This window comes from Bradyrhizobium sp. AZCC 1577 (genome assembly GCF_036924575.1).
Taxonomy (GTDB): Bacteria; Pseudomonadota; Alphaproteobacteria; order Rhizobiales; family Xanthobacteraceae; genus Bradyrhizobium.
Map to the genome: position 1 here is coordinate 1620093 of NZ_JAZHRQ010000001.1, position 24337 is coordinate 1644429.

The window sequence follows — 24337 nt, forward strand, 5'->3', positions numbered from 1 at the left end:
GATCGCTCCGGATCAGGCCGCGTTGCTACTCGCACGTGGTCTTTGTTTTGACGCGTTTTCTTCACGCGAACCGGTATCCACTCCGCTCGAAAATGCTTTCGCCGGCACACAGCCGGCTGCTATCGCGGCCTGCAGCTCCCCCAGTTCGATTTCCAGATACTCGTTCGCCATGATCAGCGCCTTGATAGTCGAGCGCAGATTGCCGTCGCACATCGCGATCGCCTGATCGCAGGTCTGCTCGTAACGGTTGTTGTCGGACAGGGGCGGTGTGGTGGACATGGCTGGACTCCCGAGGCTGGCAGGAAGGTATGTTCTCTTTTTGTTCTAGTCGAGTCAAGCCGCATCCGCCAGCCGAAGGCCTGTTTTTTGGCCGTCCGCCAAGCCCACGAGCCGCCGTGGGTGTGGATGTCGGGGAAAAGGATTTGCCGAAAGGCGCACGGTTTTGCGCGCCGAACCAGCGGAGCGCGGCAAGCGCAACGATCAGGCAATGATGTCGGGCGTGATCTGGTCTTCGATGAAGGCGATGCGGTCGCGCAACTGCAGCTTGCGCTTCTTCAGCCGCTGCAGCCGCAACAAGTCCGGCGCCGGCGACTGATGCAGCGCATCGATCGCCGCATCGAGATCGCGATGCTCCTGCTGCAGCCTGGCGAGCTCGGTTTCAAGCTCGCGCTCATCATCGTCGGTCATGGCGTACGTTAGCTGAAAGCGCGATCAGGTTGCGAACGGATTCTTCGGAAGCTGGCGGTGAATATCGTCCCTGCGAGGCCGCTCCGCAAGCTGATCGGGTTCCATAGTCACGATTGGTTACAGATAAATCCGAAAATATGAGAGGCCCCGATTCTGGATACCCATCGACAGATTCGGCGGCTGGTGTACACTCGCACGTCCGGATCGAATCTGAGGTTTCACCCACCGAGGAGATTTCGTATGGCACTACAGGCGCATCTTGTTGAGCTTGAACGTAAGCACAAGATTCTCGAGAATGAATTGCACGAAGCGCTCGTGCACCTTTCCACAGACGACCTGCAAATTGTCGAGTTGAAGCGCCGCAAGTTGATGGTCAAGGATCAGATCGAGCGGTTGAAGCAAACCGCCGACGAAACCCTCCACTAAGTAGTCCAGCAAAGTATCGAAAATCCCCACACGGCCGGATGGGCGCCGATGCGCTCGTCCGCCTGTCGGTGATACTTCGGCCTCCGTCACAGCTCCGCCAGCGCGCCGACGTGATCGGCGATCGCAAGCGATGATGTCAGTCCCGGCGATTCGATGCCGAACAGGTTGATCAGTCCGGCGATGCCGTGATCGGCAGGACCTTGGATGAGAAAATCCTGCGTGGCGACGGCCGGCGGCACGATTTTCGGACGGATTCCGGAATAGCTTGGCATCAGCGCGCCGTCCGGCAGCGTCGGCCAATAGCGCCGGATCGCGGGATAGAATCGTTCGGCGCGGGCAGGGTCCACCGCATAGTCGATGCTCTCGACCCATTCGACGTCGGGGCCGAACCGGGCCTGTCCGGCCATGTCGAGGGTGAGGTGCACGCCCAGCCCACCGGGCTCCGGCACCGGGTAGATCAGGCGCGAAAATGGAGCCCGCGCACTGCAGCTAAAATAATTGCCCTTGGCGAGATAAGCACAGGGAATCATTTCGATCGGCATGCCCTCGATGCTGCGCGCCACCGCGGGCGCGCCCAATCCGGCCGAATTGACGAGCAGGTTGCACGCAAGGGTCATCGGCGCATCGCCGCCGGCTTCGATTTCGATATGACCGGCGTTGGTTCGCGCGTGCAGCAGCGGGGTGTGGAATGCGAAAGCCGCGCCGGCTTCTTCCGCATCGCCCCGCAGCGCCAGCATGTAGGCGTGGCTGTCGATGATGCCGGTGGATGGCGACAACAGCGCCGCATCGCAATTCAACGCCGGCTCCAGTTCGCGCGCCGCTTCGCCCGTCAGCAACTGCATGTCGTCGACGCCGTTGGCCTCGGCATGCGCGCGGATCGATTGCAGCTTCTCGGTTTCCTTCGGCGTCGTCGCCACGATCAGCTTGCCGCAATTGCGATGCGGAATGCCGTGGTCGCTGCAATACCGGTAGAGCGCGCGCTTGCCGCTGACGCACATCTGCGCCATCAGGCTGCCGGCACGGTAATAGATGCCCGCATGAATCACCTCGCTGTTGCGCGAGGAGGTGACGGTGCCGATACCCTCGGCGGCCTCGAGCACGATCACTTCGCGGCCCGCCTGGGCCAGGCGCCGTGCGATCGCGAGCCCGATCACCCCCGCTCCGATGACGACGCAATCGACCTTGTCCATGTCAGCTTCAGGCCCGGAAATCTGGCGCCGAAATCGGCGCTTGCCACGCTCGGCAATCATCGTTGGGTTCGGTGGAGCTGTCGAACAACCCGTTGGTTTGCCTCGAAATACGCAGTAAACGCAGTCCCATTAACGAAGCATTAATCATGTCGGGCCAATTGCCGTAATTTGGGTCATATTTTAGAATTGTGCGGGTAGTCGTTTACCCGATCCAAACCCGTCAAGCCAGACACTCCACCCGCAAACCTCGGGTGGGTAATGGCTGACAGCAACCGGCAGGCAGGACGGAAGAATTGGATTCCGGCGCAGGTCCTCGTCTGTCTGCTCGCCATTGCCGCGCCGTGCGGGCTGGCTTGGGGGGCCGCATCCTCGAGCGGCTTTGCGCCGGCGAGCCATATCGGGGAATTCGATTCCACTATGGCCTGGGAGTTCCTGCTCGGCGGGATCGTCGTCACCTCCTTCCTGGCCGCGATCGGCATCTGGATTTTGTCGGCGCTGCGCGGGGCGAAGCGCGCGCAATTGCAGCGCAGCGCGTTCATCAGTTCGGCGCTCAACAATCTCAACCAGGGCGTGATGATGACCAACGCGCAAAACCGCGTGGTCTTCTGCAACGAGCGTTTCCTCGAAATGTACGGGCTGAGCCGCACCGAGATTTCGAGCAGCATGACCGGCCGCGAACTGCTCGAACTGCGGCGCGAGCGGGGACTGCTCAATCACACCGCCGAAGAGTTCGGCAAGCTTGCCCGCCGCCCGGAAGGTGTCGTCACCGAACTGCCGAACGGTCGATCGGTGTTGTCGAAGATCTTCCGCCTGCCCAATGGCGGGACGATCGGAACGCATGAGGATTGCACCGAGCAGCGCCAATTGTCGCGCAAGCTGGCATCGACCACCAAGTTTCTGGAATCGGTGCTCGACAACGTTCCGGTCTGCGTCGCCGCCAAGAACATCGAGGACGGCCGCTATATCTTCGCCAACCGAGCGTTCGAGCGATTCTCGCGTTTCTCCCGCGATCACATCATCGGCAGGCGCGCCGACGAGATCTCCCGGCCCGAAACCGCGAAAAGCATCGAAGCGGCGGACCAGGCGGCGCTGACCGCGCCGGAAGGCTATCACCGCAGCGAATACGTCGTCGAACGGGGTGACGAAAAGCGCGTTGTCTCCGCAAACCGCGTCGTCGCGCGCAACGAGAACAACAAGCCGGAATTCCTGATTACGCTGTTCGACGACGTCACCGACCGCCGGTCGCTGTCGCGCGAACTCGAAAACACCAAGAAATTCCTCGAACTGGTGGTCGACAACATCCCGGTGTCGCTGATCGTCGAGCGTGTCAGCGACGGCCGGTATTTGCTCGCCAACCGCAGCGCCGAGACCATTCTCAATCGCCGCCGTGAGGATGCTACCGGCCTGACCGCCGCCGACATCTTCAATCCGCGCGAAGCCAAATTGATCATCGCCCGCGACGAGGCCGCGATCAAGAAGCGTGGCCTGCTCACCGAAGAGCACCCGATCTCGACCAAGGATGGCTTGCGGCTGTTCCTGACCCGCCGCATGACGGTGCTCGACGAGGCCGGCGAGCCGCAATATCTGATCAAGACCCATGAGGACGTCACCGATCGCCGCCAGACCGAGTCGCGGATGGCGCACATGGCCTACCATGACGGCCTGACGGATCTGCCGAACCGCGCCGCTTTCCTGCAGGCGCTGGCCCAGATGATCGAGGCCTGTGCCGGCACGGACGAGGAATTCGCGGTGTTGTGCGTCGACCTCGACGGCCTGAAGGAAATCAACGACGTATTCGGCCACGCCACCGGCGACAAGCTGTTGATCGAGGTTGCCGGCCGCATCCAGGCTTGTGCCCGCGGCGGCGTGGTGGCCCGCCTCTCCGGCGACGAGTTCGGCCTGATCATCGACGGCAAGCAGCCGGAGGCGGGCAAGGCGCTTGCCGAAAAACTCGCGCAGGCGCTGTCAGACGAGTTCGTGATCGACGGCAAATCGGTGCGGACTGGTATGACGACCGGCATCTCGGTTTTTCCGCATAACGGTCCGGATGCCGCTTCGTTGCTGGCCAATGCCGGCGCGGCGTTGTTCCGCGCCAAGCAGAAGTCGCGCGGCTCGATCAATGTTTTCGAGCCCGAGATGGACCAGCAGATTCGCGATCGCCGCGTGCTGCACCAGGATCTTTCGATGGCGATCAGGAACGGCGAATTGTCGCTGTACTACCAGCCGCAGGCCGCGGCGGGCCCGACGATCGCTAACAGCAAGGTCATCGGCTTCGAGGCGTTGGCGCGCTGGATACATCCGGTGCGCGGCTTCGTGTCGCCCGGCGATTTCATTCCACTTGCCGAAGAAAGCGGCCTGATCGTCGAAATGGGCGTCTGGATCCTGCGTGAAGCCTGCCGGGAGGCTGCCTCCTGGCCGGTGCCGATGCAGATCGCCGTCAACCTGTCGCCGGCGCAATTCATGCACGGCGATTTGGTCAGCCTGGTGCATTCGATCCTGCTCGAGACTGGCCTCGCGCCCGACCGGCTCGAGCTCGAAATCACCGAAGGCGTGCTGATCGAGGATTTTGACCGCGGTCTGGCACTGCTACGGCGGCTGAAGGCGCTCGGCGTGCGCATCTCGATGGACGATTTCGGTTCCGGCTATTCCTCGCTGAGCTATCTGCAGGCCTTCCCGTTCGACAAGATCAAGATCGACCGCGCCTTCGTCATGAATCTCGGGCGCAATCCGCAATCGGCGGCGATCGTGCGCGCCGTCATCGATCTCGGCCACGGCCTCGAAATGTCGATTGTTGCCGAAGGCGTGGAGACCCAGGAACAGCTCGGCTTCCTCGCCGACGAGGGCTGCGACGCGGTGCAGGGCTATTTCCTCGGCAAGCCCCAACCTATCGGGCACTACGCCGCGCTGGTCGGCCGCAGCGTCGCAAATGCCATCGAGGCTGCGCGCAAGCTCGCCAGCGCCTGATTTCGCCAAACTGCGTCACCGATGTCTCACGACCCAATGATGCCATTGAGCGCGTAACCTTTCGGGCTTTTCGGATTTGAGCTCGACGATGCCTTTGCTTGCCTTCCTTTGCCTGCCCGGCTACTTTGACGGCCTATCTGATCGAGAAAGGAGGGCTGCGCGGTGACGACATTTTTCCGGCACTATCGCCAGCGTGGCCCCGTCAACGCCCTGCAAATGCGTTTGCAGGGCTGACCAGAGACCTTTCGCAAATCTCTTCCTGGTCTGCCCTCGTTGCAATTGCGGCGTCGAACGGTTGCTCGTTCACGCCCGCATTTCAGTACCTCGCCGCGCTTCGACACGGACATCCGCTGATGGCTGCATGCCCGGATGCCGTGGTCGCCGGCAAGACCAGAAAACGATCATGACCCTTATCACTATCCGCAATCTCGGCGTGACGCTGAATGCTCCGCTGTTTTCCCGACTGAACCTTGTCGTCAATGCCGGTGACCGTATCGGGCTCGTCGCGGCCAATGGGCGCGGCAAATCCACGCTGCTGCGCTGCATTGCCTGCCTGATGGAGCCAGAAGGCGAGATCACCAGATCGCGCGGACTGACCATCGGCTATGTCGAGCAGGACGTGCCGTCGGTGCTGATGGATACGCCGTTTGAGGCGGCGGTGCTCGAGGCGCTACCCGTCGAACGACGGCAAAGCGAGAGCTGGAGAGTCGAAATTGCTCTGGAATCGCTGGAGGTGCCCGAGGCGCTGCGGCAGAGGCCGCTGAAGCAACTGAGCGGCGGTTGGCAGCGGCTTGCCTTGCTTGCCCGCGTCGTGGTGACCGAGGCCGACGTGTTGTTGCTCGACGAGCCAACCAACCATCTGGACCTCGCCCGGATCCGTCAGCTTGAAGATTGGCTGAACGCGCTGCCGCGCGATATGCCGGTCGTCATTTCGAGCCATGACAGGGCCTTTCTCGACGCAACCACGAACCGCACGGTATTCTTGAGACCCGAGCAGTCGCAAATATTTTCCCTGCCCTACACGCGGGCTCGCGTCGCGCTTAGCGAGATCGATGCATCGGACGAACGGCGCTACCAACGTGACGTAAAGGCGGCCGCGCAGCTTCGCCAACGCGCCGCAAAGCTCAACAATATCGGCATCAATTCCGGCAGCGACCTTCTGTTGCAAAAAACCAAGCAATTAAAGCAGCGGGCGGAGAGGCTGGAAGATGCGGCAAAACCCGCGCATCTGGAGCGACCCGCGGGGATGATCAAGCTGGCCAATCGCGGAACACACGCCAAGGTTCTGATTGCGCTGAACGATGCCGCCGTCTCTGCCCCGGACGGCAGATTGCTGTTCAAGACCGGCAAGCAGTTCATCTGCAAGGGAGACCGGATCGTGCTCCTGGGACCGAACGGGGCGGGCAAGACCCGGTTCGTGGCGATGCTGCGCCAAGCGATCGAAAACCCGGAAGCCATGCGGGCCTGTATCAAGGTTACGCAGTCGCTTGCTCTCGGCTATTGCGGACAGGATCTTGCCGATGCCGACACGCCGATGCACACGATCGTCAGCCGATTCGATGTCGGCGATCAGCGTGCGCGCGCATTGCTCGCCGGAGCAGGCCTGTCGGTTGCGATGCAGCGCCGTCCGATCTGCCGGCTTTCCGGCGGACAGAAGGCGCGTCTCGGCATGCTCTTGCTGCGGCTTGCCCAGCCAAACTTCTATCTGCTCGACGAGCCTACCAATCACCTGGACATCGAGGGGCAGGAAGTGCTGGAGGACGAATTGCTGGAGCATCAGGCAAGCTGCCTGCTGGTTTCACATGATCGCAACTTCATGCGAACGGTAGGAAACCGGTTCTGGCTGATCGAAAAAAAGAAGCTGGTGGAACTGGAAGGACCGGAGCGCTTTTTCGCATCGATCGGCGCAACCGGCTGAGCGGCGCTTGATTCATTTCCAGGAGCGCCATCCACTTTTGGCCATCATGACCTAGTGTAGTGAAGTCAGCTTCTCTCCAGTCACCCATAGCGTATGGCGGACTACGATCTCGCGATCATTGGCGGCGGGTTGAACGGCGTCAGCATCGCGCGGGACGCCGCAGGCCGCGGCCTGCGCGTCATCCTGCTGGAGCAGGGCGATCTCGCCGCGGGCGCCTCGTCGGCCTCGCCTCGGCTGATTCACGGCGATCTGGCAAGCCTTGAGCGCCGGCATTTCTTGCGGGTTCGGACGGCGCTCGCCGAGCGCGACATCTGGCTCAGGATCGCGCCGCATCTGGTGCGCCCGATGCGCTTTGCGATTCCCGCCCATTCGGATGAACGCCCGGACTGGCAGTTGCGCTCATGGCTGCTGTTGTACGACCGGCTGGCCTCGCGCAGCGGTCTGCCGGCCTCGGCGACTGTCGACGTCACGCATCATCCGATCGGCAACGCGCTGAAGCGCCCGTTCGGCACCGCCTTCGAGTATTCCGACTGTGTCGTGGACGACTCCCGGCTGGTGGTGCTCACGGCCGTCGATGCCGCGGCGCGCGGCGCGGTGATTCGCACCGGCGCGCGCTGCACCCGGGCCGAACGGGGCAGGGAATGGCGGCTGGTGACGATCGATCGCGGTTTTCGCCAGGTGATCACGGCAAGGGCGATCGTCAACGCCAGCGGCGCCTGGACGTCGTCCGTCGCCGAGACGGTGTTGCGCGTGCCGCCGCCGAAGGTTGCCGCCGAGCAGATGGACCAGATCGTGGTCCGTCGTCTGTTCGACAGCGACAATATCTATGTATTCCAGAACAGCGATGGACGACTGATTTTCGCAAGCCCCTATGAGCGCGATTTTACCCTGATCGGCACCGTCAACCATGCTTTCAAGGGCGATCCAGCCATCGTTGCGATGGCGGCCGGTGACGTCGCCTATCTCTGCGATGCGGCGAACCGCTATTTCCGCGAGCGGATCGAGACGGTCGATGTGGTGCGTACGCTTTCCGGGGCCAACATGGTGCGGAACGCCGCGAGCGGACGCGACGGGGCGATGACGCTCGACCACGGCCGCGGAAGAGCGCCGCTGCTCACGGTGTTCGGCGGCGACGTCACGACGTCGCGGCTGCGCGCAGAGCAGGCGGTCTCGAAGCTGACGCCGTTCTATCCGATGTCGCCGCGCTGGACCGCGACGGCGCCGCTGCCCGGCGGTGATTTTGCCTGGGACCGCTTCGACAACGAAGTCGACGAAGTGCGCGAGCGCTGGCGATTTCTCGGCGAGGATCAAGCGCGGCGCCTGGTCGCGGCCTACGGCTCGAACGTCAAGGCGATCCTGGGCGACGCCAAGGAGCGCGACGAACTCGGCCTTGCTTTCGGACCGGAATTGACGGGCGCAGAGGTCCGCTATCTCATGCAGCGGGAATGGGCGCGCTTTCCGGACGATGTCTTGTGGCGGCGCTCGAAGCTTGGCCTCACCATGCTGCCGGAGGACCGCGACGCGCTGGCGGCGTTCATGGCAGCGGCCGTCTGACGAATGGGTGCGACATGCGGGGCGTGATCAGGCCAACCGTCTTCCTGGCGATCATCGGCTTGCTCGGGGGAATAGCCTATCGCTATTTCATTGACGATCCGATCGAAGCAACGTTGCCGTACTATCTCCGGAGCATGTTGCATGGGATGGGCATCACGCTGGCCGCCTGGGGTGTTCATCTCTACTTCACGTCGCGACGAAGTGCGTGGATCAGCAAATGGCCGTTACTGATGGATCTGGCGGTGCGCTCAGCGACTATGGCCATCGTGGTCGCGAGCGCGGCGCTGGTCTTGCAGGTAACGCTGTACTGGGAATGGATCGAGACGAAGTGGCTGATGGAGAAGTTTCCCATTGTCGTTGCGTTTAGCTTCTTCGCATCCCTGATCGTCCTGTCAACCTTCGAACTGACACGGCTGGTCGGCAGCCGCGTGCTGTTCAACGTAGCGCTCGGGCGATACCGAAGCCCGGTGCGGGAAGCGCGCGTGCTGATGTTTCTCGATCTCGCAGGTTCGACCTCGCTCGCGGAGACGATGGGCGAACTGCGCGTGCAGGGCCTGCTCACCCGCTTCTTCTTCGACATCGATGGTGCGATCGTCGCGCATGGCGGCGAGGTTCACGCCTATGTCGGCGATGAGGTCATCGTGACGTGGCCGCTCGATGACAGGATGTCGGGGGCGCGCTGCATCGAATGCTTCTTCGCGATTGCCGACAGTATAGCGAACAAAGCTGACTCTTATCGGCAAGAGTTCGGCATGGTGCCGAGCTTCCGCGCTGGCCTGCATGCCGGTTACGTGGTGATCAGCGAGTGCGGCAGCTCACGCCGCCAGCTTGCCTATTTCGGTGATACCGTGAACGTGACGGCGCGGCTGCAGGAGCACTGCAAGGAGGTTGGCCGGAACTTGCTGGTGTCTTCCGACCTGCTGCGCCACATGAAGCTGAAGCCGGTTTTCGCCGTCGAAGCGCTCGGCGAAGTTCGCTTGCGGGGACGGGCGGCGGCAATCGAGGTGTTTGCCGTCGAGCGACGTGGCTGATCGTCGCGACCTGCTTGACCTCGCCTAGTTTCGCTGCGCTTGCCGCGACCAGGCCTCGTCACGCGCCGAAGGCCTACGGTCAAGCCGGGCCGAGATGCGGCTCGCGGCCGCTTCGCCGCGACCGGCGCGCAGGTACGCCACGATCAGCGTGTCCTCCCACAATTCGCGCTGGGCGTGGCTGCCGCCGATCCGCGTCAAGTCGGCAAGGGCCGGTTCGAGCAGGCGGATCGCTTCCGCATTGTCGCCTTCCGCAAACGCCCGGATGCCGCGACAGAGGTCGATGGCAGCCTGCCCCGGCAACAGCTTGCCGTCGGCTGCGCGTGCTTCGACCTGCGCCAATCGCGTCTCCAGCGCATCGCTGCCGGTCATTGCGGTGGCCAGCACAAAATGAACGTCGGCAAAATGTGCACCGGCTTGCGGAAAGTACTTTTCGCCATAGGCGGCGATATCCTGCCAATGCGCCTCCAGCCCGGTCTGGCCGGCCAGCGCAAGCCGCCACAGCAGCGAGGCGCCGTCGGTGAAGATGTTCAGCGGCGGATATGGCCGGCCCGCCGGCTTGATATGCTGTTCGTAGATCGCAAGCGCGCCGTCGGGATCGCCGGCGTCGAGCAATGTCAACGCGCCGTGCCAGGCCAGGTGCCCATGCAGAAAGCTCTGGCGCTCATGCGCCGGCATCCATTGCGAAAGGAAGCCGCGGCTGGCCTCCATGTCGCCCTGCTCGAACATCGCATGCGAGAGACCATGTGCCGCGTTGGCGTTGGCCGATCGCAGCCCCATCGCGCGCTCGGACAGCGTCCGGCCAGTGGAGAGATTTCCCGCCTCGGTGTGCGACCAGCCGAGGTAGCTGACAAACCACCAGTCCTCGCCATAATGGCGTGCGTGGCGTTCGCAGATCGCGAGCTTGGCCGCATCGTGATCGGGACGGCCCGAGAACGCGTAGAGACCGAACGCGCCGAGCAGGATCGACAGCACCTGCGCGTCGCGCGGATACTCTTCGAGATGCGCCTCGGCGCCGGTCACCGCGACCTTCGGCTTACTCTCGATCACGGCGGCCATGATCTCGACATGGCTTTTTTCGCGCGGGCTCGCGCCGGCGGCCAGTTCACGGGCCTGCGCCGCCACGGCACGCGCCTTGCTGCCCTCCATGTTGAGCTGATGCAGCCGGGCGCGGCCGATATGCGCCAGCGCAAAGCCGGGATCTTCCGCTATCGCCTTGTCGAAGGCGTCCTCGGCACCGTGCCAGGCCGACAGTATGCAGTCGACGCCTTCGCGATAATGCGCCGCGGCGCGATCCGAGGCGGTTGTCAGCTGGAGGTCATATCTGTCGCGGTTCATCGTTCTTGTCCTAGGGGCGTGCGATGACATCGTCAGGTCTAGAAGTCGAGCTTGTCGCGTATGGCATCGATGCCTGCTTTGGCGCAGGCTTCGTCCGCGTCGCCGCCAGGAGCCCCGGAGACGCCGACAGCGCCCAGCAGCGAACCTGCCGCTTCGACCGTCAGCCCGCCGCCGATGATGACGACGCCCGGCAGATCGCGGATTCCGGACTGCATCGTTCCGGGCTGGCTGTTGGCGACGAGTTCGGCCGTGCTGGTGCGAAAGCTCACCGCCGTCCATGCCTTGCCCGAAGCGGTCGAAACCGTATGTGCGCCTGCAAAGCGGTCGCGCAGCAATACTTGCGTCACGCCGAAGCGATCGACCACGGCGACCGACACCTGAAAGCCGCGTTTGCGGCAATCCGCCAGCGTCGCGCGCGCCAGATCGAGCGCCACCTCGGGGCTCAGCGATTTGTAGGTGACGATGGCTTCCTGGGCGGCGGCCGAGCTGGCGAGCAGGCAAGAGATCGCCGTCGCTGCCACCAAATTTCGAACGGTCATCAATCTCTCCCGATCATTCCCATCGCGCGCGGCGGCCGGCTTTCTGCGAATTCCGAACCTTACCAGAGACGGGAGCTGCATCCAGAATATTGTGGCTGCTTGTTCCGGGCCGGTTGAGCGGATGGCGATCCGCCGCTAGCGTGCGGCCATGATGGCGCAGGCAAATGACATGAGCGGGCAATCGCCTGAGATCGACACAGCGAAAATCAACACGGCTGTAGCGCAGGCGACGCCGATGGCGCCGGCCGGCGACACGCCGCTGCTCCGCATCGAAGGCGTATCCAAGAAATTCGGCAGTTTCCGCGCCGTGGACCGGCTCTCGCTCGACGTCAACGCAGGCGAGTTCTTTGCGCTATTGGGCCCGAGCGGCTGCGGCAAGACCACGCTGCTCAGGATGCTTGCCGGTTTCGAAACCCCGGACGAGGGCCGCATCCTGCTCGGTGGCCGCGATATCGCGCCGGTGCTGCCGCATGAGCGGCCCGTCAACATGATGTTCCAGAACTACGCGCTGTTTCCGCATCTCTCGGTCTGGGACAACATCGCGTTCGGCCTGAAGCGCGCCGGGATGGCGCGCGCCGCCATTGATACCCGCGTGGGCGAGATGGCCGCGCTGGTCAAGCTCGAGGGCATGGAGAAGCGCAGGCCGGATCAGCTTTCCGGCGGCCAGAAGCAGCGCGTGGCGCTGGCGCGCTCGCTGGCCCGGCGGCCCAAGGTCCTGCTGCTTGACGAGCCGTTGGCGGCGCTCGACAAGAAGCTGCGTGAAAGCACGCAGCTCGAATTGATGGAACTGCAGCGCCGCCTCGGCATGACCTTCATTGTCGTCACCCACGACCAGGAAGAGGCGATGACGATGGCGAATCGGATCGGCGTCATGGATGCCGGCCGGCTCGAACAGGTCGCTACCCCGCGCGATCTCTACGAGGCGCCCGCCTCGCGCTGGGTCGCCCAGTTCGTCGGCGACGTCAATGTGTTCGACGGCGAGGTCACCTCGCAGGAAGACCATCGCCTGACGATTGCGACCCGCGACGGCGGAAGCATCGTGGTCGCCGAGCCGCGCGATCTCGTCGGCAAGACGGTGGTCTCGGTCGCGATACGCCCCGAGAAGGTCAAGCTGTCGCGCCGCGGCCCGGCATCGGATACGGGCACCTTGCAGGCAATCAACCGGCTCGAGGGCGTTGTTGCCGATGTCAGCTATCTCGGCGGCTCGACCGTCTACAAGATCAAGCTCGATTCCGGCGCGGTGGTACGCTCGTCGATCGCCAATACTGCGCGGCTTGATATCGACACTTTGAGCGCCGGTCAGCGCGTGGCGGCGTGGTTCACGCCCGACGATTGCGTGGTGCTGGAGCGATGAGCACGCGCCGCATCTTCGCGCAGCCGGCGCGGTATGCCGCCATCGCGCCCTACCTGTGGATGGTCCTGTTCTTCCTGGTGCCGTTCGGGTTCGTGGTGAAGATCAGCCTGTCGCAGACCGCGATCGCGCAGCCGCCCTATGTGCCCGTGTTCGATTTCTCCGAAGGATGGGCTGCGATCAGCGCGGCCTTCGCGCAGTTGTCCTTCGATAATTTCAGGCTGCTGATCTCGGACAGTCTCTATATCAGCTCCTATTTGCGCAGCGTCGTTGTTGCCGTAACCTCGACATTGATCCTGCTCTTGATTGGCTATCCGATCGCCTATGGCATGGCGCGGCTACCGCAGCGCTGGCAGCCGATCGCGATGATGCTGGTGATCGTGCCGTTCTGGACCTCGTTCCTGATCCGCATCTATGCCTGGATCAATATTTTGCAGCATGACGGGCTGCTCAATAAAATTCTACTCGCGCTGCATCTGGTCTCGTCGCCGGTGGTGTGGCTCTCGACCGATACTGCGATGTATCTCGGCATCGTCTATTCCTATCTGCCGTTCATGATCCTCCCGCTGTACGCGACGCTTTCGAAGATGGACCCCTCGCTTTTGGAAGCCGCAAGCGATCTCGGTTCGTCGCCGCTTCAGGCGTTCTGGCTGGTGACGTTCCCGTTGTCCTTGCCTGGGGTCGGCGCCGGCGCGCTGCTGTGCTTCATTCCGATCATCGGCGAATTCGTGATCCCCGATCTTTTGGCCGGCTCCGGTTCGATGATGATCGGCCAGACGCTGTGGCTCGAATTCTTCACCAACAAGGACTGGCCAGTCGCCGCCGCCGCCGCGGTCGCCTTGCTGGTGCTGCTGGTGCCGCCGCTACTGCTCTACGACCGGCTGCAGCGCCGCACATTGGAGGGCGATCGATGATGGCGCAACGTATCGGCAGGATCTCGCCATTCAACATCACCGCGCTCGCGCTGGGGATGGCGTTTCTGTATCTGCCGATCGTGATCCTCGTCATCTATTCCTTCAACGCCTCGCGGCTGGTCACGGTGTGGGGCGGCTGGTCGCTGCGCTGGTATCATGAATTCTTCAACGACCGCGCCATGCTGGATGCGGCATGGATGAGCCTTCGCGTCGCCGCGGTATCGGCCACGATCGCAACGCTGCTCGGCACGCTCGCGGCAGTCGGGCTGGTTCGCGGCGAGCGCTTCAGGGGGCGGACGCTGTTTTCCGGCATGCTCTACGCGCCGCTGGTGATGCCCGAGGTGATCTCAGGGCTGTCGCTGCTGTTGCTGTTCGTGGCGCTCAACGCCGAGCGCGGCTTCTGGACCGTGACGATCGCGCACACCACGCTGACGATGTGCTTCGTCACCGTGGTGGTGCAGTCGCGCCTCGCTTCGCTCGATCGCAGCCTGGAAGAGGCCGCTATGGATCTCGGTTGCGATCCGGTGCAGGCGTTTATTCGGGTGACGCTACCGCTGATCGTGCCTGCCATTGCCGCAGGCTGGATGCTGGCCTTCACGCTCTCGCTCGACGATGTCGTGATCGCAAGCTTCACCACCGGCCCCGGCTCGGCAACGCTGCCGATCCGGATCTATTCCGAGGTGCGGCTGGGGGTAAAGCCGGAGATCAACGCGATCTGCACCATGGTGATCGCGCTGATCGCGGTGCTCATCGTGCTCGCTTCGCTCGCTGCGAAGCTGTCGAGCTCGGAGGCTAAGAGCGCGGCGCCGCTGTAGTCACGACTTCACCGCGCCGGCCGTCAGTCCGCCTACCATGTAGCGCTTGAACGCGTAATAGATCGCGGCCGGCGGCAGCGCGTAGATGAAGCCGGTGGTCATCAGCAATTCCCAGGGCGAGTCGTCGGCGGCCAGGAAGTTGCCAAGCGCCACGGGGAGCGTGATCTCGGTATCCTTCGACAGCAGCAGGAACGCGTAGAGATATTCGTTCCAGGCGAGCAGGATCGCGTAGGTGCCGATCGCCACCAGCGAGGGCATCATCAGCGGCACATACACCAGCCGGAACAGTTGCAGGGTGGTAGCGCCGTCCATGGTGGCGGCTTCATCAAGTTCGACCGGCAGCTTGTCGGACGCCTGCTTCAAAACCCAGATCGCGTAAGGGGACGCGATCGTCACCATCGCGAGAATCAGCGACCAGTGATTGTTGAGGAGGCCGTAATTGCCCATGGTGCGATACATCGGCACGGCGAGGAATGCCGCCGGGATGAAATAGGTGAACAGCGCCAGATTCATCACCCAGCGCCCGCCGGGAACGCGCAGCCGCGAGATCGAGAACGCCGCGGCGGTCGCGATCAAGAGCGTCAGCGCGCCCGCCGAAAGGGCGATCACCACCGAATTGAAGAACTGGATCCAAAAATCGCGCAGGAAGTAGTGCTCCTGGTAGAACACGATCTTGAAATTGTTCAGCGTCGGATGCGTGGGCCAAAGCTTGCCGGAAAACGCGTCTTCCTTCGGCGAGATCGCGAACAGGAACATGTGGTAGATCGGCACGAGCGTCCAGATGAGCACGGGGATGCCGATCAGCAGCAATTTTGCTTCGGTGCCGATCTCGCGGAGTGTTGGCAGCTTCATCGCGACAACCGTTTCATCATGAAATAGACCAGCGGCAACACGAACGGCAGCGCGCAGACGATGGAGGCCATCGCGAGCGAGAGCTGGTCGAGCCGGAGATAGCGGATGCCGAGCGTGGCCAGTACATGGGTGAGGTCGGCGGGGCCGCCGCCGGTGAGCAGATACACGCTGTTGAAGTCGCCCAGCGTCCAGATCATCGAGAGCAGCGTACAGGTAATGTAGAGCGTCTGCATCGACGGCCAGGTGATGTAGCGGAATTTCTGCGACCAGCTTGCGCCGTCGACCTCGGCGGCTTCGTAGAGATCGTGCGAGATCGCTAGTCGTCCGGTCATCAGGATCAGCGTCCAGAACGGCAGCGATTTCCAGATGTGCACGCCGATCGCCATGGCGAGCGCGACGCTCGGATCGTTCAACCAGTTCGGGCCGTCCTCGGCGGTGAATTTGAAGATCAGTTGGTTGATGACGCCCCATTCCGGATTGAGCATGAAGCGCACGGAAAGGATTGTCGGGATCGACGGCACCGCCCAGGGCAGGATGAACAGCACCGACAGCCATTTGATCCAGGTGCGCTGCTGGGCGAAGAAGCCGGACAGGAACAGCGCGATCGCCATTTTCAGATTGATGCCGACCAGGAGGAAGATCAGCGTATTGACGGCGGCGCGCGCGAAGATCGGGTCGTGATAGAGCGCGACATAGCTCGCCGGATGCCGCGCCAGCCACAGCCCGTAGCCGACCGGATAGACCACGAAGGCCAGGAACACCAGCAGATAGGGGGCGAGCAGCACGATGCCCCAGACCTGCGGTGTGGTCAGCCGGGCTGACAAAGGCGGGCTTGGAATTGCCTGATCGCCCGAAAGCGTGATTGCCATACGTATACTCTTGGAACGAGATGCCGGCCGCAGCTACGCCGTCGTCCCTGCGAACGCAGGGACCCATAACCACAGGTCGTTGTTATTGCGCAAGGTCGTCGACCGGCATTTTGCAAAACGACCGCCGCGGCCTCGCGATGAGCGCAAGCGCTCACGCGGGGGTCCCTGCTTTCGCAGGGACGACAAGCACCATACGTTCGCGGCGGCCGGCATTGCTTACGCTAACCCGCGACCTGCTTGAGGCGGGCGATCAGTTCGTCGACGGCCTTGTCGACCGGCACCTTCTCGCTCACCACGCGGTTCATCGCCTTGGCCCAGACGTTCTCGTTGTTCAAGATCGTGAACTTCCAGTTCTTGGTGAAGTCGAACGGCGTGGTGCCGCCCGTGAACTGATTGTACACCGCCTTGCGATGCCGGTCAGCCTGCCAGAACGGGCTCTGCTGGCTGGCTGTCGTTACCGGGAACCAGCGGCCGAGCGCGCCTTCGATATAGGGCCGGACGTTCTCCTCCTGCAGCAGAAACTTGATGAACTCCTTGCCCTCCGCCTTGTTCTTGGCGACCGTGAACATCAGGCCGGTCTTGACGTCGGAGCGATACTTGATCGGCGTGCCGTCCGGCTTGTTGGGGAAGGACGCGGTGATGATGGTCTCATCGTAGTTCTTCTTGCCGAGCGCGCGCTGCTCCGGCGTCAGCGCCGGGTTGTTGGCGTCGTCGAGCCATTTTGCCGCGATCGAGATCGTGAAGTTGTGCGTCATCACGATCGTCTTGTTGTGGAAGGCGACGTTGTTGTCCGGATCCTTCCAGGTGGTGGAGGAGGGCGGCGTGCAGCCCTTGATGTACGTGTCGGTGTAATCCTTCATCGCCTTGATCAGGTTTTCCCGCACCTTGGGATCGTCGACCAGAAGCTTGCCGTCGTCATCGACCAGCTTGACGTTGTAGGCGTCCATGAAGGTGTAGAACGACTGGAACGAGTCGGTGGATTCCACGCCCATCGGCTGGCCGACGGCATAGACGCGCTGACCGGTGGCCTTGCGGCTGGCGGCCTGCACCTTGTTGCACCAGAAGGACCAATAGTCTTCCCATTTGGTCGGGATGTCGCTTTCCTTGAAGCCGGCCTGTTCCAGCATGTCCTTCCAGATCTGGACGTGCATGCTCTGCTGCTTCAGCGGAAAGCCGTAATAGCCCTTCTTCTTGGCGACGTCGTTATAGAGCAGCGCGGTTTCCAGCGTGTTCGGCGCGAACGCCGACTTCATCGGCAGCAGGATATCGGAGAGATCCTCGAGCTTACCCTCATAGGCCCACTTGCCCTGCGCCTGCACGTCATAGCTGTCGGAATAGGCGACATCAGGCACAGTGCCCGAATCCAGCGCCGCCACCGTCTTCGGGATCATATCCTGAATGGCGTATTGCGACAGTTCGACCTTGATGCCGGTCTTGGCCTCGAATTTCTTGATCGCCTCCAAGAGCGCGTCGTCCTCGGACTTGTAAAAGCCCTTGCCGAACCAGACGGTGATGGTCTTTTGCTGGGCCAGTGCGGGTGCAGTGGCGTAAAACAGCCCGACCGCAGCGACCGCAAGTGAAAGCCCACCTAGTTTTTTGGATATCACGATGTTCTCCCTGAAAACGCCGGCTTGTTAACCGGTTGGATAAAAGACTAGCCCATGCGCGCGGCGCGATCCAGATGGGGCGATGCAAACTTCTGTAGGGGGATATTCAGGGCGCAAATGCGGCAAAGATGTCTGCGCACGCGGGGGCGTTTTGGTTCAACCATTTTGGTTCAATCATTTTTGCGTCCTCGGATGCCGGAAGCCGGGGAGTTTGGCTCAGCGCCTGGCGTCGAAGGCGCTAGCTAGGTTCAGCGCCCGAATGAGCGAGCCAAGATGCGGAGATGAAAGCCGCGGCTATCGCTTCGCTCAATGTCCTCGTCGATTGCCGGCGCATTTCAGAAAACCCCGATCTGCGGTTTGGCGATCATCAGCCACATTATGATCGCCACTGCGGTGAACGCCGGAATGCCAAACGCGAACCATAGCCAAAAAATCCGGTGATATTCTATCGGCAGCGGCTTGCCTTCCGCCGCTGCGATCACGGCGAGGTCGCGCAGGCGCATTTGCATCCACACCACCGGCAGCCACAGCGCGCCGGTGATGACGTACAGCACGATCGACCAGACGATCCATCCGTCCCAGAGCGAATAGCCGACGTTCAGCACGAGCAGCGTGCCGGTGATGGGCTGCACGACGACGGCGGTCGCCGTGAAGATGAAGTCGGCAATCACGACGATGCGGGCGACGCCTGCGATCACGGCCGGCTTGCCGCCGAGGTGAGCCGCCAGCATGAAGAAGGCGATGCCCGCGCCGGTGCCGAGCAGCACGGCGGCACCGACGACATGGAGATACATGAGGACGAAATACAGCATCACCGGTCCTCGAGCACGGCCAGCGCCGCGAAATGCAGCACGATGATCGGCCAGATCTTCAGCATCGGCCCCAGCGGATCGGCCCAGAGCCGCGGCACCAGGATGGTGCCGATGATCGCGTAGGCGAAGGAAATCGCGATGGCCGCATAGAGGCCGTAGCGGCTGGTCGGCCTGTAGGCGATCGCAAGTCCAATGACCAGATCGGCCAGGGCGCCCGCGATGATCGTGAGCGTGGCGGCCGTTCCTTCCACCCCGCCTTCGCCCATCAGGCCCATGCCATAACCCCAGCCGGGTCCTAGCGAGACCAACGCGGTTAAGATCCAGAACAGGGATAGAACGACAAAGATCGCGGGCTTGACCAGGTACATGCCGGCAAACCAGCGTTCCTGCACGGAAGCCGGTTCGGATGCGAAGAATTCCGGAAGGCTTTTGGGATGCAGCCCGAGCCGCTGCATGTCTTCGAGATTGCCGACGGCGCCGCGCCCGATCTCCCGTTCGGCGGTGCTGCGTACAGGAGGCCGCCAGCCGAGATATGAAACCATGTCGCCGAACTTGTACATGAGGCTGGAAGCGAACCGCGGCAGGTGCAGCTCCCGCGCCGGCGGCCAACGGCACCAGCGGCGGAACAGCGCAACGACCGCGCCGAAGGAATAGCGATGCGAGCCGACCAGCTCGATAATCTGCCGCTCGGGCGCGGCGGGGTCGAGAAAGTGCTCCACGGTCCGTACCACGTCCTCAAGCAGGACGATCTGGAGCTGTCCCGTGTTCGGCATCACGGGAATGGCGGGCAGCGCCGCCAGGCCTCGCATCAGCGCGCTGGCGCCATAGGCCGCGCGGCCGATCACCACGGAAGGCCGCAAGATGACCCAATCGAGATCGCGCTCCATCAGCGCCTTGTCGCCGGCCAGTTTGGATCGGGAAAAATCGCTCGGGGTTTCGCGGTCGACGCCGATGGCGGAAAAATGGATGACGCGGCGGATCTGGAGCTGCTCGCAAGCGGCAAAGAGATTTGCGATGCCGTGATGATGCACCATTGAGGTGGAATCGCCGGGGCTGTCCTGAAGTACGCCTGCGCAATTCACAACCGCCTCGATGCCATCGAGATGCGGCAGCCAGTATGCGGGCGACTTCGCCTCGGAGATATCGACCCTGTGAGCTCCAGGGCCGGAATGGTCGCCTCTGCTCATTGAAACGACGGAATGACCGCGCGAGAACAGGTGAGCCACGATTGCCGATCCGATCAGTCCGGTCCCTCCTACAACGGCAATCCTCATGACCGGCTCCGCGCCGAGAAGTCACGCCTGCTTCCGAGAACGTACGCCCCGAACGAATTCCTCCACGCCTGCACGCGGCACCGCATGACGGCTTTCCTTCATTCAGGGATAAGCACGCAGCGAAGAGCAATGTTCCTGGATCAAACCGGGCTCGGGTCGGTTTTGGATTGAAGGTGGCGCATCGGTTTGGGCTATGGCGGCGCTCCATGTCCCTTCGTTCCGGTCACGGGGACCGGGCAGGCGGCTCAGAACGAATTCGCCAATTCGATCTCCGCCTTCAGCGCGGCAATCCGCCGCTCGGCTTCCCTGGCCGTCAGGTTTTTCTCGAACAGTGTTGGCTGGTAGGCCTCGGCGCTGAGCGTGCGCAGCGCCGCCAATTGGCGCGGCGTCATCGGCGCATCCACCTGGTCCGATAGCCGGGACATCTGAAACCCCAAAGAATCTTCGATTCGATCCGAACTCTTAACTTGAAATTTGTTCTTTATTTGTTCTTATGGGGTTCTACCGCAGCGAGGTGGCCCCATGGACAACAAATTGAATGAAATTCGCAGGAAAATCAGGTTCTTACGGTCGGAGATGCTGAGCGCGGAGGATAACATCCGCAAACAGCTCAACCGCGATGAGGACTGTTCGGAAGCAGCAACGCGTCTGATGGCCATGCGGGTCACCATGGTCGGCCTCATCGGCGAGCGGAACCGGCTCGGCGGCGAAGAGCGGCTGCTCAATGTCGATGAGCGGCTGATGCTCGATGTCCGTACGGTCAGCAGGAAGCCTGCGATCGGGGCGCCAGAGCGTTTTCCAGCGAAATGGGAACCGGTTCGCGGCAAGAAAACTCGTCCAAATAAAAAATCCAGAGCCCCGTTCCGATTCAATCGGAACGGAGAAGGCTCGAGGCCGCCGTGAGCGATGATGCCATTCAGGCCCTGCGCCGGCAGATTGCCGAACTGGATCAGCTTGCTCGTCAGCTCAATCAATCCGGCCTGGATAACGCGCAGGCGCAACTCCTGCTCGCGCGCAAGCGGGCGGAGTTGGAAGATTTCATCAACAGAGGCCGGCGATGTCAGGACCGCTCAGATGGTACGACCCCAACGCAGATAACCCGCCGTGGCTAAAAGCCCTGGCGGAGGTTCGGATCAGGGCGACGCGGGAAGGATGGTGCCATGCCCATGTCCAGGCGATCGTTGTCGCAATCGATCAATATGCCGAGGCGGCGCTGGGCAATCGGGATTACTTCCTCAACAGGCCGCATAGCATCGGTGGCCGCAGCAACAACATTCCCTGAAGATCGCTTGCGATGGAATTGAGCGTAATAATTTGGAGGAGGTTGGATGTTTGAGCGATGCGGCTATAGGGCGGCGCTTTACCTTTTGGCTTTGATCGCGGCGGTGAATTGCAGCGTTTTCATCTATTCGCAGTGGTATCTGCCACGCTTTAGCTCTGGTCTTGCGGTCCACGCGGTGGCAGCGCTGGTTATTTTGGTGGGCCTCTGGTTGTTCAGCAAAATTGCGCGATACGCAGGTGCGGCATTTTACTTTCTTGCTGCGGGATCTGCCGCCTTTGCATTTTGGGGCTTTGCTGGCCGGGTGCATGTCGGCGTCATCTGGGGCGCGACAATGGGAGTTCTGAGTCTGGCTGCCGCATTGATCCTCGTTTTCTCAAAACCGTTCGCAAAAGAATTTGCGGCCGAGCGCGAAAAGCGGCCTGCGTATAAGAAGTATCTCCTTCACGCGTTCACGTTGGCGATCGTCATTGCGGCGGGAGCTGCCGCATTGGTCGATGTCGTCGCTATGTTTTCTAGCTACCAAGGCCAGTACAGTAGACGGGCGGATGAGCCAAACGGGTCCGCGCACGGCGCGGCCCGATGACAGGCTCAGGCGCAATCCGCCAACTCGGGGGGCGTTAAGGCAGATTACGCTGACGCTAGTCCGCCCTACGTTAATTCGCCTTCGCCGGTGCATTGGCCGGCGCGTCCGCCGCCGCCTCCGGTACCGCTTGCCGCGATCCGCCGGTAAACCGTTCGATCACCGAGCGCACCGCATCGCGCGTCTTGCGATCCTTCACCGCATCGAGCAGGGGCGCTGCGCCCGGCGAGCGGCGGATCAGGCTTTCCGGATCGGGAAACACCAGCGGATCGTCCCACGGGCCCTGCACCACGAAGGGCAGTTCGAAGCCCTTGTCGCCGGCGGCGGCCGAGGTCAGGCTGGCGACGCCCTTGAGGTCGTATTCGCGGCTCGGCACCGAAGCGGTGCCGGTCAGCGTCAGGCGCGTGGTCGGTCCGTCCACGCGGATATCCTCGACGGTGGCGATGCCGTCGTTGAAGTGCACCGAAACGATGAGGTTGTCGTAGGGGGTCGTGCCGGAGCGGAAATTGCCGCCGCCGGATAGCGGGCGGCGCTCCAGCCGCTTCAGCAACTGCTCGACATTGAAGCCGGCGATCGCGCCGTCATGACCGGTGAGCGTGGCGGTGCCGTCGAGCGAGGAGGCGAGGCCGAACGGGCTCGAGCCGGATGCCATCAACGAGACGCCGAGATTGCCGCGGCCGGAAAGCTTGGTGATGCCGAACAATTCGCTGGCGCAGGTCTGCAGATCGACATCGGTGAACTGGAACTGCGCCTTGACGTCGGCGATCGCGTCCGAACGCGCGATGCCGAACGAGCCCTTGGCGATGCCGCCATACATCTGCGCTTCGCCGACCGAGAGCGCCAGCGCGCCGCCGCGCAGATTGGCGCCGAACGCGGTGCGACCGAGTCTCGTCGGGCCGACCGTCACCCTCGCTGCCGACAGGCGCATGTCGAGGTCGGTGGCGGAGAGCGAGGTGAGGTCGAACAATTGCCGGTTCCAGTCGCGCGCGCCGCTCGCAAGCAGGCGGACGGTCGAGATATAGGGCGTGAAATCCAGGTTGCCCGCGGCGAGCGTCGCCTGCAGCGTCTGGCGGCCGTTATTGGCAACCGTCATCACGCCCTCGGCGACGTTGCCGTCGAGTTCGACATTCACATTCGTCAGCGCAACCGAGGCTCCAACGACATTGGCGCGGGCCCTCAGCGCGAAGCGGCCGAACCCGCCGCTGCCAGGCACCGGCTGTCCCATCCAGCGCAACGCGTTGCGCAGCGACACGCTGTCGACGGTAACCGTGCCGTCCATCATCAGGCTGGTGCGGTTGGCCAAGGAGCCGTCGAAGGCGAGCTTCAGCGGCGCGCTGACCAGCCGCGCCTTCAGACCCGAGCGGTCGCCCGAGAGCATCGCGACGAAGTCGCTGGCCGAGATCGAGCCGTCGACGCGTTCGCCGCGCCAGTCGAATTGTCCGGTCGCCGCGAACGAGCGCGAGATCGACGGCCAGGCCAGCGAGAGATCGATGTCACTGAGCTGTTCGGTGGCGCGGTTGGCGGCATCCTCGTATTTGAGCACGCCGTCCTGAATCCTGATTTCCGAGAACGACACCTGGTTTTCGGCGCCGGGCTTCATCGTGCGCGCGATGCGTTCGACGAACGGCGTCCAGTTGCTCTGGCCGCCGGCCTCCCTGACGACGCGGATATGCGGCCGCAACATCATGACGTCTGCGATTTCGAAGCGGCGGAGCAGCAATGGCAGCAGGCGCAGATTTGCGGTCAATACATCGACCTGCAGCGCGGGGTCGGTGGTGCCGCCGCCCTTCAGCCCGACATTGTGGAACGAGACATAGCTGCCCGGAAACACCGATACGTCGATCGCGCCGGTGACGACCAGATCGAGCCCGGTAACCGCGCGAATCTGTGCCTCGACCGCCTGTCGCAACGCGTCGCGGTTGATGAACCAGGAGGTTCCGATCAGGGCGAGCACGGCCACGCCGAACAGCGCCGCAACCGGCATCCCGAGGCGCTTCATTCCTTGGGCCATCGTCAATGACATATCCGGATCTGGTTAAACCGAACTCGGGTTGCTGTTTCTAGGGTCTTGCTGATTAAGGGGCGCTGATCGGGGCGGGCGCCGCATTGGTCAGCCCGTGCCAACCCACGCAACTTGAAGGGTTTTCTTGACGCTTTCAAGGCCGCCCAGGTCGGTTCCGACGGAAGATCACAACCCGGTGCCGCCTGCGGCACAAAACCCGTACTATTCCGGATGCGACCAGAGATCGGAAGGCCCGGCCCAGAATCTCATGGCAGCCGGACAGAAACTTGCTAATATTTTTTCATTGCTGAGCATTGATTTTAAATTAATGGGGG

At 62.6% G+C, this 24337-nt stretch carries 23 protein-coding genes; 11 read left to right on the plus strand and 12 right to left on the minus strand.

The window, feature by feature from the left end:
- Positions 1-12: 12 nt before the first annotated feature.
- Positions 13-279, minus strand: a complete 267-nt coding sequence (locus V1278_RS07575) for a hypothetical protein (RefSeq protein ID WP_334380178.1) — start codon at positions 277-279, stop codon at positions 13-15.
- Positions 280-480: 201 nt separating this feature from the next.
- Positions 481-687 (minus strand): YdcH family protein, encoded by a 207-nt coding sequence (locus V1278_RS07580; RefSeq protein WP_028350152.1) that lies wholly within the window; start codon positions 685-687, stop codon positions 481-483.
- 240 nt (positions 688-927) lie between these two features.
- Here V1278_RS07580 and V1278_RS07585 point away from each other — a divergent pair, with 240 nt between their 5' ends.
- Complete coding sequence (locus V1278_RS07585; protein ID WP_057858669.1) at positions 928-1113, plus strand: YdcH family protein; 186 nt, start codon at positions 928-930, stop codon at positions 1111-1113.
- Between the two features lie 86 nt (positions 1114-1199).
- Here the strand turns inward: V1278_RS07585 and V1278_RS07590 are convergent, their stop codons facing one another.
- Entirely contained in the window at positions 1200-2303 is a 1104-nt protein-coding gene (locus V1278_RS07590) for an NAD(P)/FAD-dependent oxidoreductase (protein WP_334365037.1), read from the minus strand.
- A 258-nt stretch (positions 2304-2561) separates the two neighbouring features.
- On the opposite strand from V1278_RS07590, the gene V1278_RS07595 reads away from it, so the two are divergent.
- The 4 genes from V1278_RS07595 to V1278_RS07610 all read left to right on the plus strand — a co-directional run bounded on the left by V1278_RS07595 (position 2562) and on the right by V1278_RS07610 (position 9770).
- Positions 2562-5267: a sensor domain-containing protein gene (locus V1278_RS07595; protein WP_334365036.1), complete on the plus strand. Its 2706-nt coding sequence runs from the start codon at positions 2562-2564 to the stop codon at positions 5265-5267.
- A gap of 403 nt (positions 5268-5670) precedes the next feature.
- Positions 5671-7185 carry an ABC-F family ATP-binding cassette domain-containing protein gene (locus tag V1278_RS07600; protein ID WP_334380179.1) on the plus strand — a complete coding sequence of 505 codons (1515 nt, stop codon included), beginning with the start codon at positions 5671-5673 and terminating at the stop codon, positions 7183-7185.
- 93 nt (positions 7186-7278) lie between these two features.
- The gene (locus V1278_RS07605; RefSeq protein ID WP_334365034.1) at positions 7279-8739 is read left to right on the plus strand and encodes a glycerol-3-phosphate dehydrogenase; all 1461 of its coding nucleotides are present in this window, start codon (positions 7279-7281) and stop codon (positions 8737-8739) included.
- A 14-nt stretch (positions 8740-8753) separates the two neighbouring features.
- Positions 8754-9770: an adenylate/guanylate cyclase domain-containing protein gene (locus V1278_RS07610; RefSeq protein ID WP_334365033.1), complete on the plus strand. Its 1017-nt coding sequence runs from the start codon at positions 8754-8756 to the stop codon at positions 9768-9770.
- Positions 9771-9794: 24 nt separating this feature from the next.
- Here the strand turns inward: V1278_RS07610 and V1278_RS07615 are convergent, their stop codons facing one another.
- Complete coding sequence (locus tag V1278_RS07615) at positions 9795-11105, minus strand: tetratricopeptide repeat protein (protein WP_334365032.1); 1311 nt, start codon at positions 11103-11105, stop codon at positions 9795-9797.
- Between the two features lie 38 nt (positions 11106-11143).
- Positions 11144-11644: a GlcG/HbpS family heme-binding protein gene (locus tag V1278_RS07620; RefSeq protein ID WP_334365031.1), complete on the minus strand. Its 501-nt coding sequence runs from the start codon at positions 11642-11644 to the stop codon at positions 11144-11146.
- A gap of 169 nt (positions 11645-11813) precedes the next feature.
- Between V1278_RS07620 and V1278_RS07625 the strand changes: the two genes are divergently transcribed.
- Genes V1278_RS07625 through V1278_RS07635 form a run of 3 tightly spaced genes read left to right on the plus strand, consistent with a single transcriptional unit; the run spans position 11814 to position 14724 of the window.
- Entirely contained in the window at positions 11814-12998 is a 1185-nt protein-coding gene (locus tag V1278_RS07625) for an ABC transporter ATP-binding protein (RefSeq protein ID WP_442893677.1), read from the plus strand.
- On the plus strand, positions 12995-13909 hold the full coding sequence (locus V1278_RS07630; RefSeq protein ID WP_334365030.1) for an ABC transporter permease: 915 nt from the start codon (positions 12995-12997) through the stop codon (positions 13907-13909). Before V1278_RS07625 ends, V1278_RS07630 begins: the two co-directional genes overlap by 4 nt.
- Positions 13906-14724: an ABC transporter permease gene (locus tag V1278_RS07635; protein ID WP_334380180.1), complete on the plus strand. Its 819-nt coding sequence runs from the start codon at positions 13906-13908 to the stop codon at positions 14722-14724. The genes V1278_RS07630 and V1278_RS07635 overlap by 4 nt, the downstream gene beginning before the upstream one ends.
- Here V1278_RS07635 and V1278_RS07640 read toward each other — a convergent pair whose 3' ends face one another.
- The 6 genes from V1278_RS07640 to V1278_RS07665 form a co-directional block, all read right to left on the minus strand.
- Positions 14725-15576, minus strand: coding sequence for a carbohydrate ABC transporter permease (locus V1278_RS07640; protein WP_334365028.1), 852 nt, complete (start codon positions 15574-15576; stop codon positions 14725-14727).
- The gene (locus V1278_RS07645; protein ID WP_334365027.1) at positions 15573-16445 is read right to left on the minus strand and encodes a carbohydrate ABC transporter permease; all 873 of its coding nucleotides are present in this window, start codon (positions 16443-16445) and stop codon (positions 15573-15575) included. The genes V1278_RS07640 and V1278_RS07645 overlap by 4 nt, the downstream gene beginning before the upstream one ends.
- Positions 16446-16666: 221 nt before the next feature.
- Positions 16667-18052 carry an ABC transporter substrate-binding protein gene (locus V1278_RS07650; RefSeq protein WP_334380181.1) on the minus strand — a complete coding sequence of 462 codons (1386 nt, stop codon included), beginning with the start codon at positions 18050-18052 and terminating at the stop codon, positions 16667-16669.
- A 335-nt stretch (positions 18053-18387) separates the two neighbouring features.
- Positions 18388-18864 (minus strand): DUF2269 family protein, encoded by a 477-nt coding sequence (locus V1278_RS07655; protein ID WP_334380182.1) that lies wholly within the window; start codon positions 18862-18864, stop codon positions 18388-18390.
- The gene (locus V1278_RS07660; RefSeq protein WP_334380183.1) at positions 18864-20138 is read right to left on the minus strand and encodes an SDR family oxidoreductase; all 1275 of its coding nucleotides are present in this window, start codon (positions 20136-20138) and stop codon (positions 18864-18866) included. Before V1278_RS07660 ends, V1278_RS07655 begins: the two co-directional genes overlap by 1 nt.
- Before the next feature lie 245 nt (positions 20139-20383).
- A complete protein-coding gene (locus V1278_RS07665) occupies positions 20384-20563 on the minus strand; it encodes a DUF3072 domain-containing protein (protein WP_334380184.1) in 180 nt (59 codons plus the stop codon).
- Positions 20564-20660: 97 nt separating this feature from the next.
- Here V1278_RS07665 and V1278_RS07670 point away from each other — a divergent pair, with 97 nt between their 5' ends.
- The 3 genes from V1278_RS07670 (at position 20661) to V1278_RS07680 (ending at position 22003) form a co-directional block, all read left to right on the plus strand.
- A complete protein-coding gene (locus tag V1278_RS07670; RefSeq protein ID WP_334380185.1) occupies positions 20661-21041 on the plus strand; it encodes a hypothetical protein in 381 nt (126 codons plus the stop codon).
- A complete protein-coding gene (locus V1278_RS07675; RefSeq protein WP_334365019.1) occupies positions 21038-21250 on the plus strand; it encodes a hypothetical protein in 213 nt (70 codons plus the stop codon). The genes V1278_RS07670 and V1278_RS07675 overlap by 4 nt, the downstream gene beginning before the upstream one ends.
- Positions 21251-21466: 216 nt before the next feature.
- Positions 21467-22003 carry a hypothetical protein gene (locus V1278_RS07680; RefSeq protein ID WP_334380186.1) on the plus strand — a complete coding sequence of 179 codons (537 nt, stop codon included), beginning with the start codon at positions 21467-21469 and terminating at the stop codon, positions 22001-22003.
- A 70-nt stretch (positions 22004-22073) separates the two neighbouring features.
- Here V1278_RS07680 and V1278_RS07685 read toward each other — a convergent pair whose 3' ends face one another.
- A complete protein-coding gene (locus V1278_RS07685; RefSeq protein WP_334384124.1) occupies positions 22074-24011 on the minus strand; it encodes an AsmA family protein in 1938 nt (645 codons plus the stop codon).
- Positions 24012-24337: the final 326 nt, after the last annotated feature.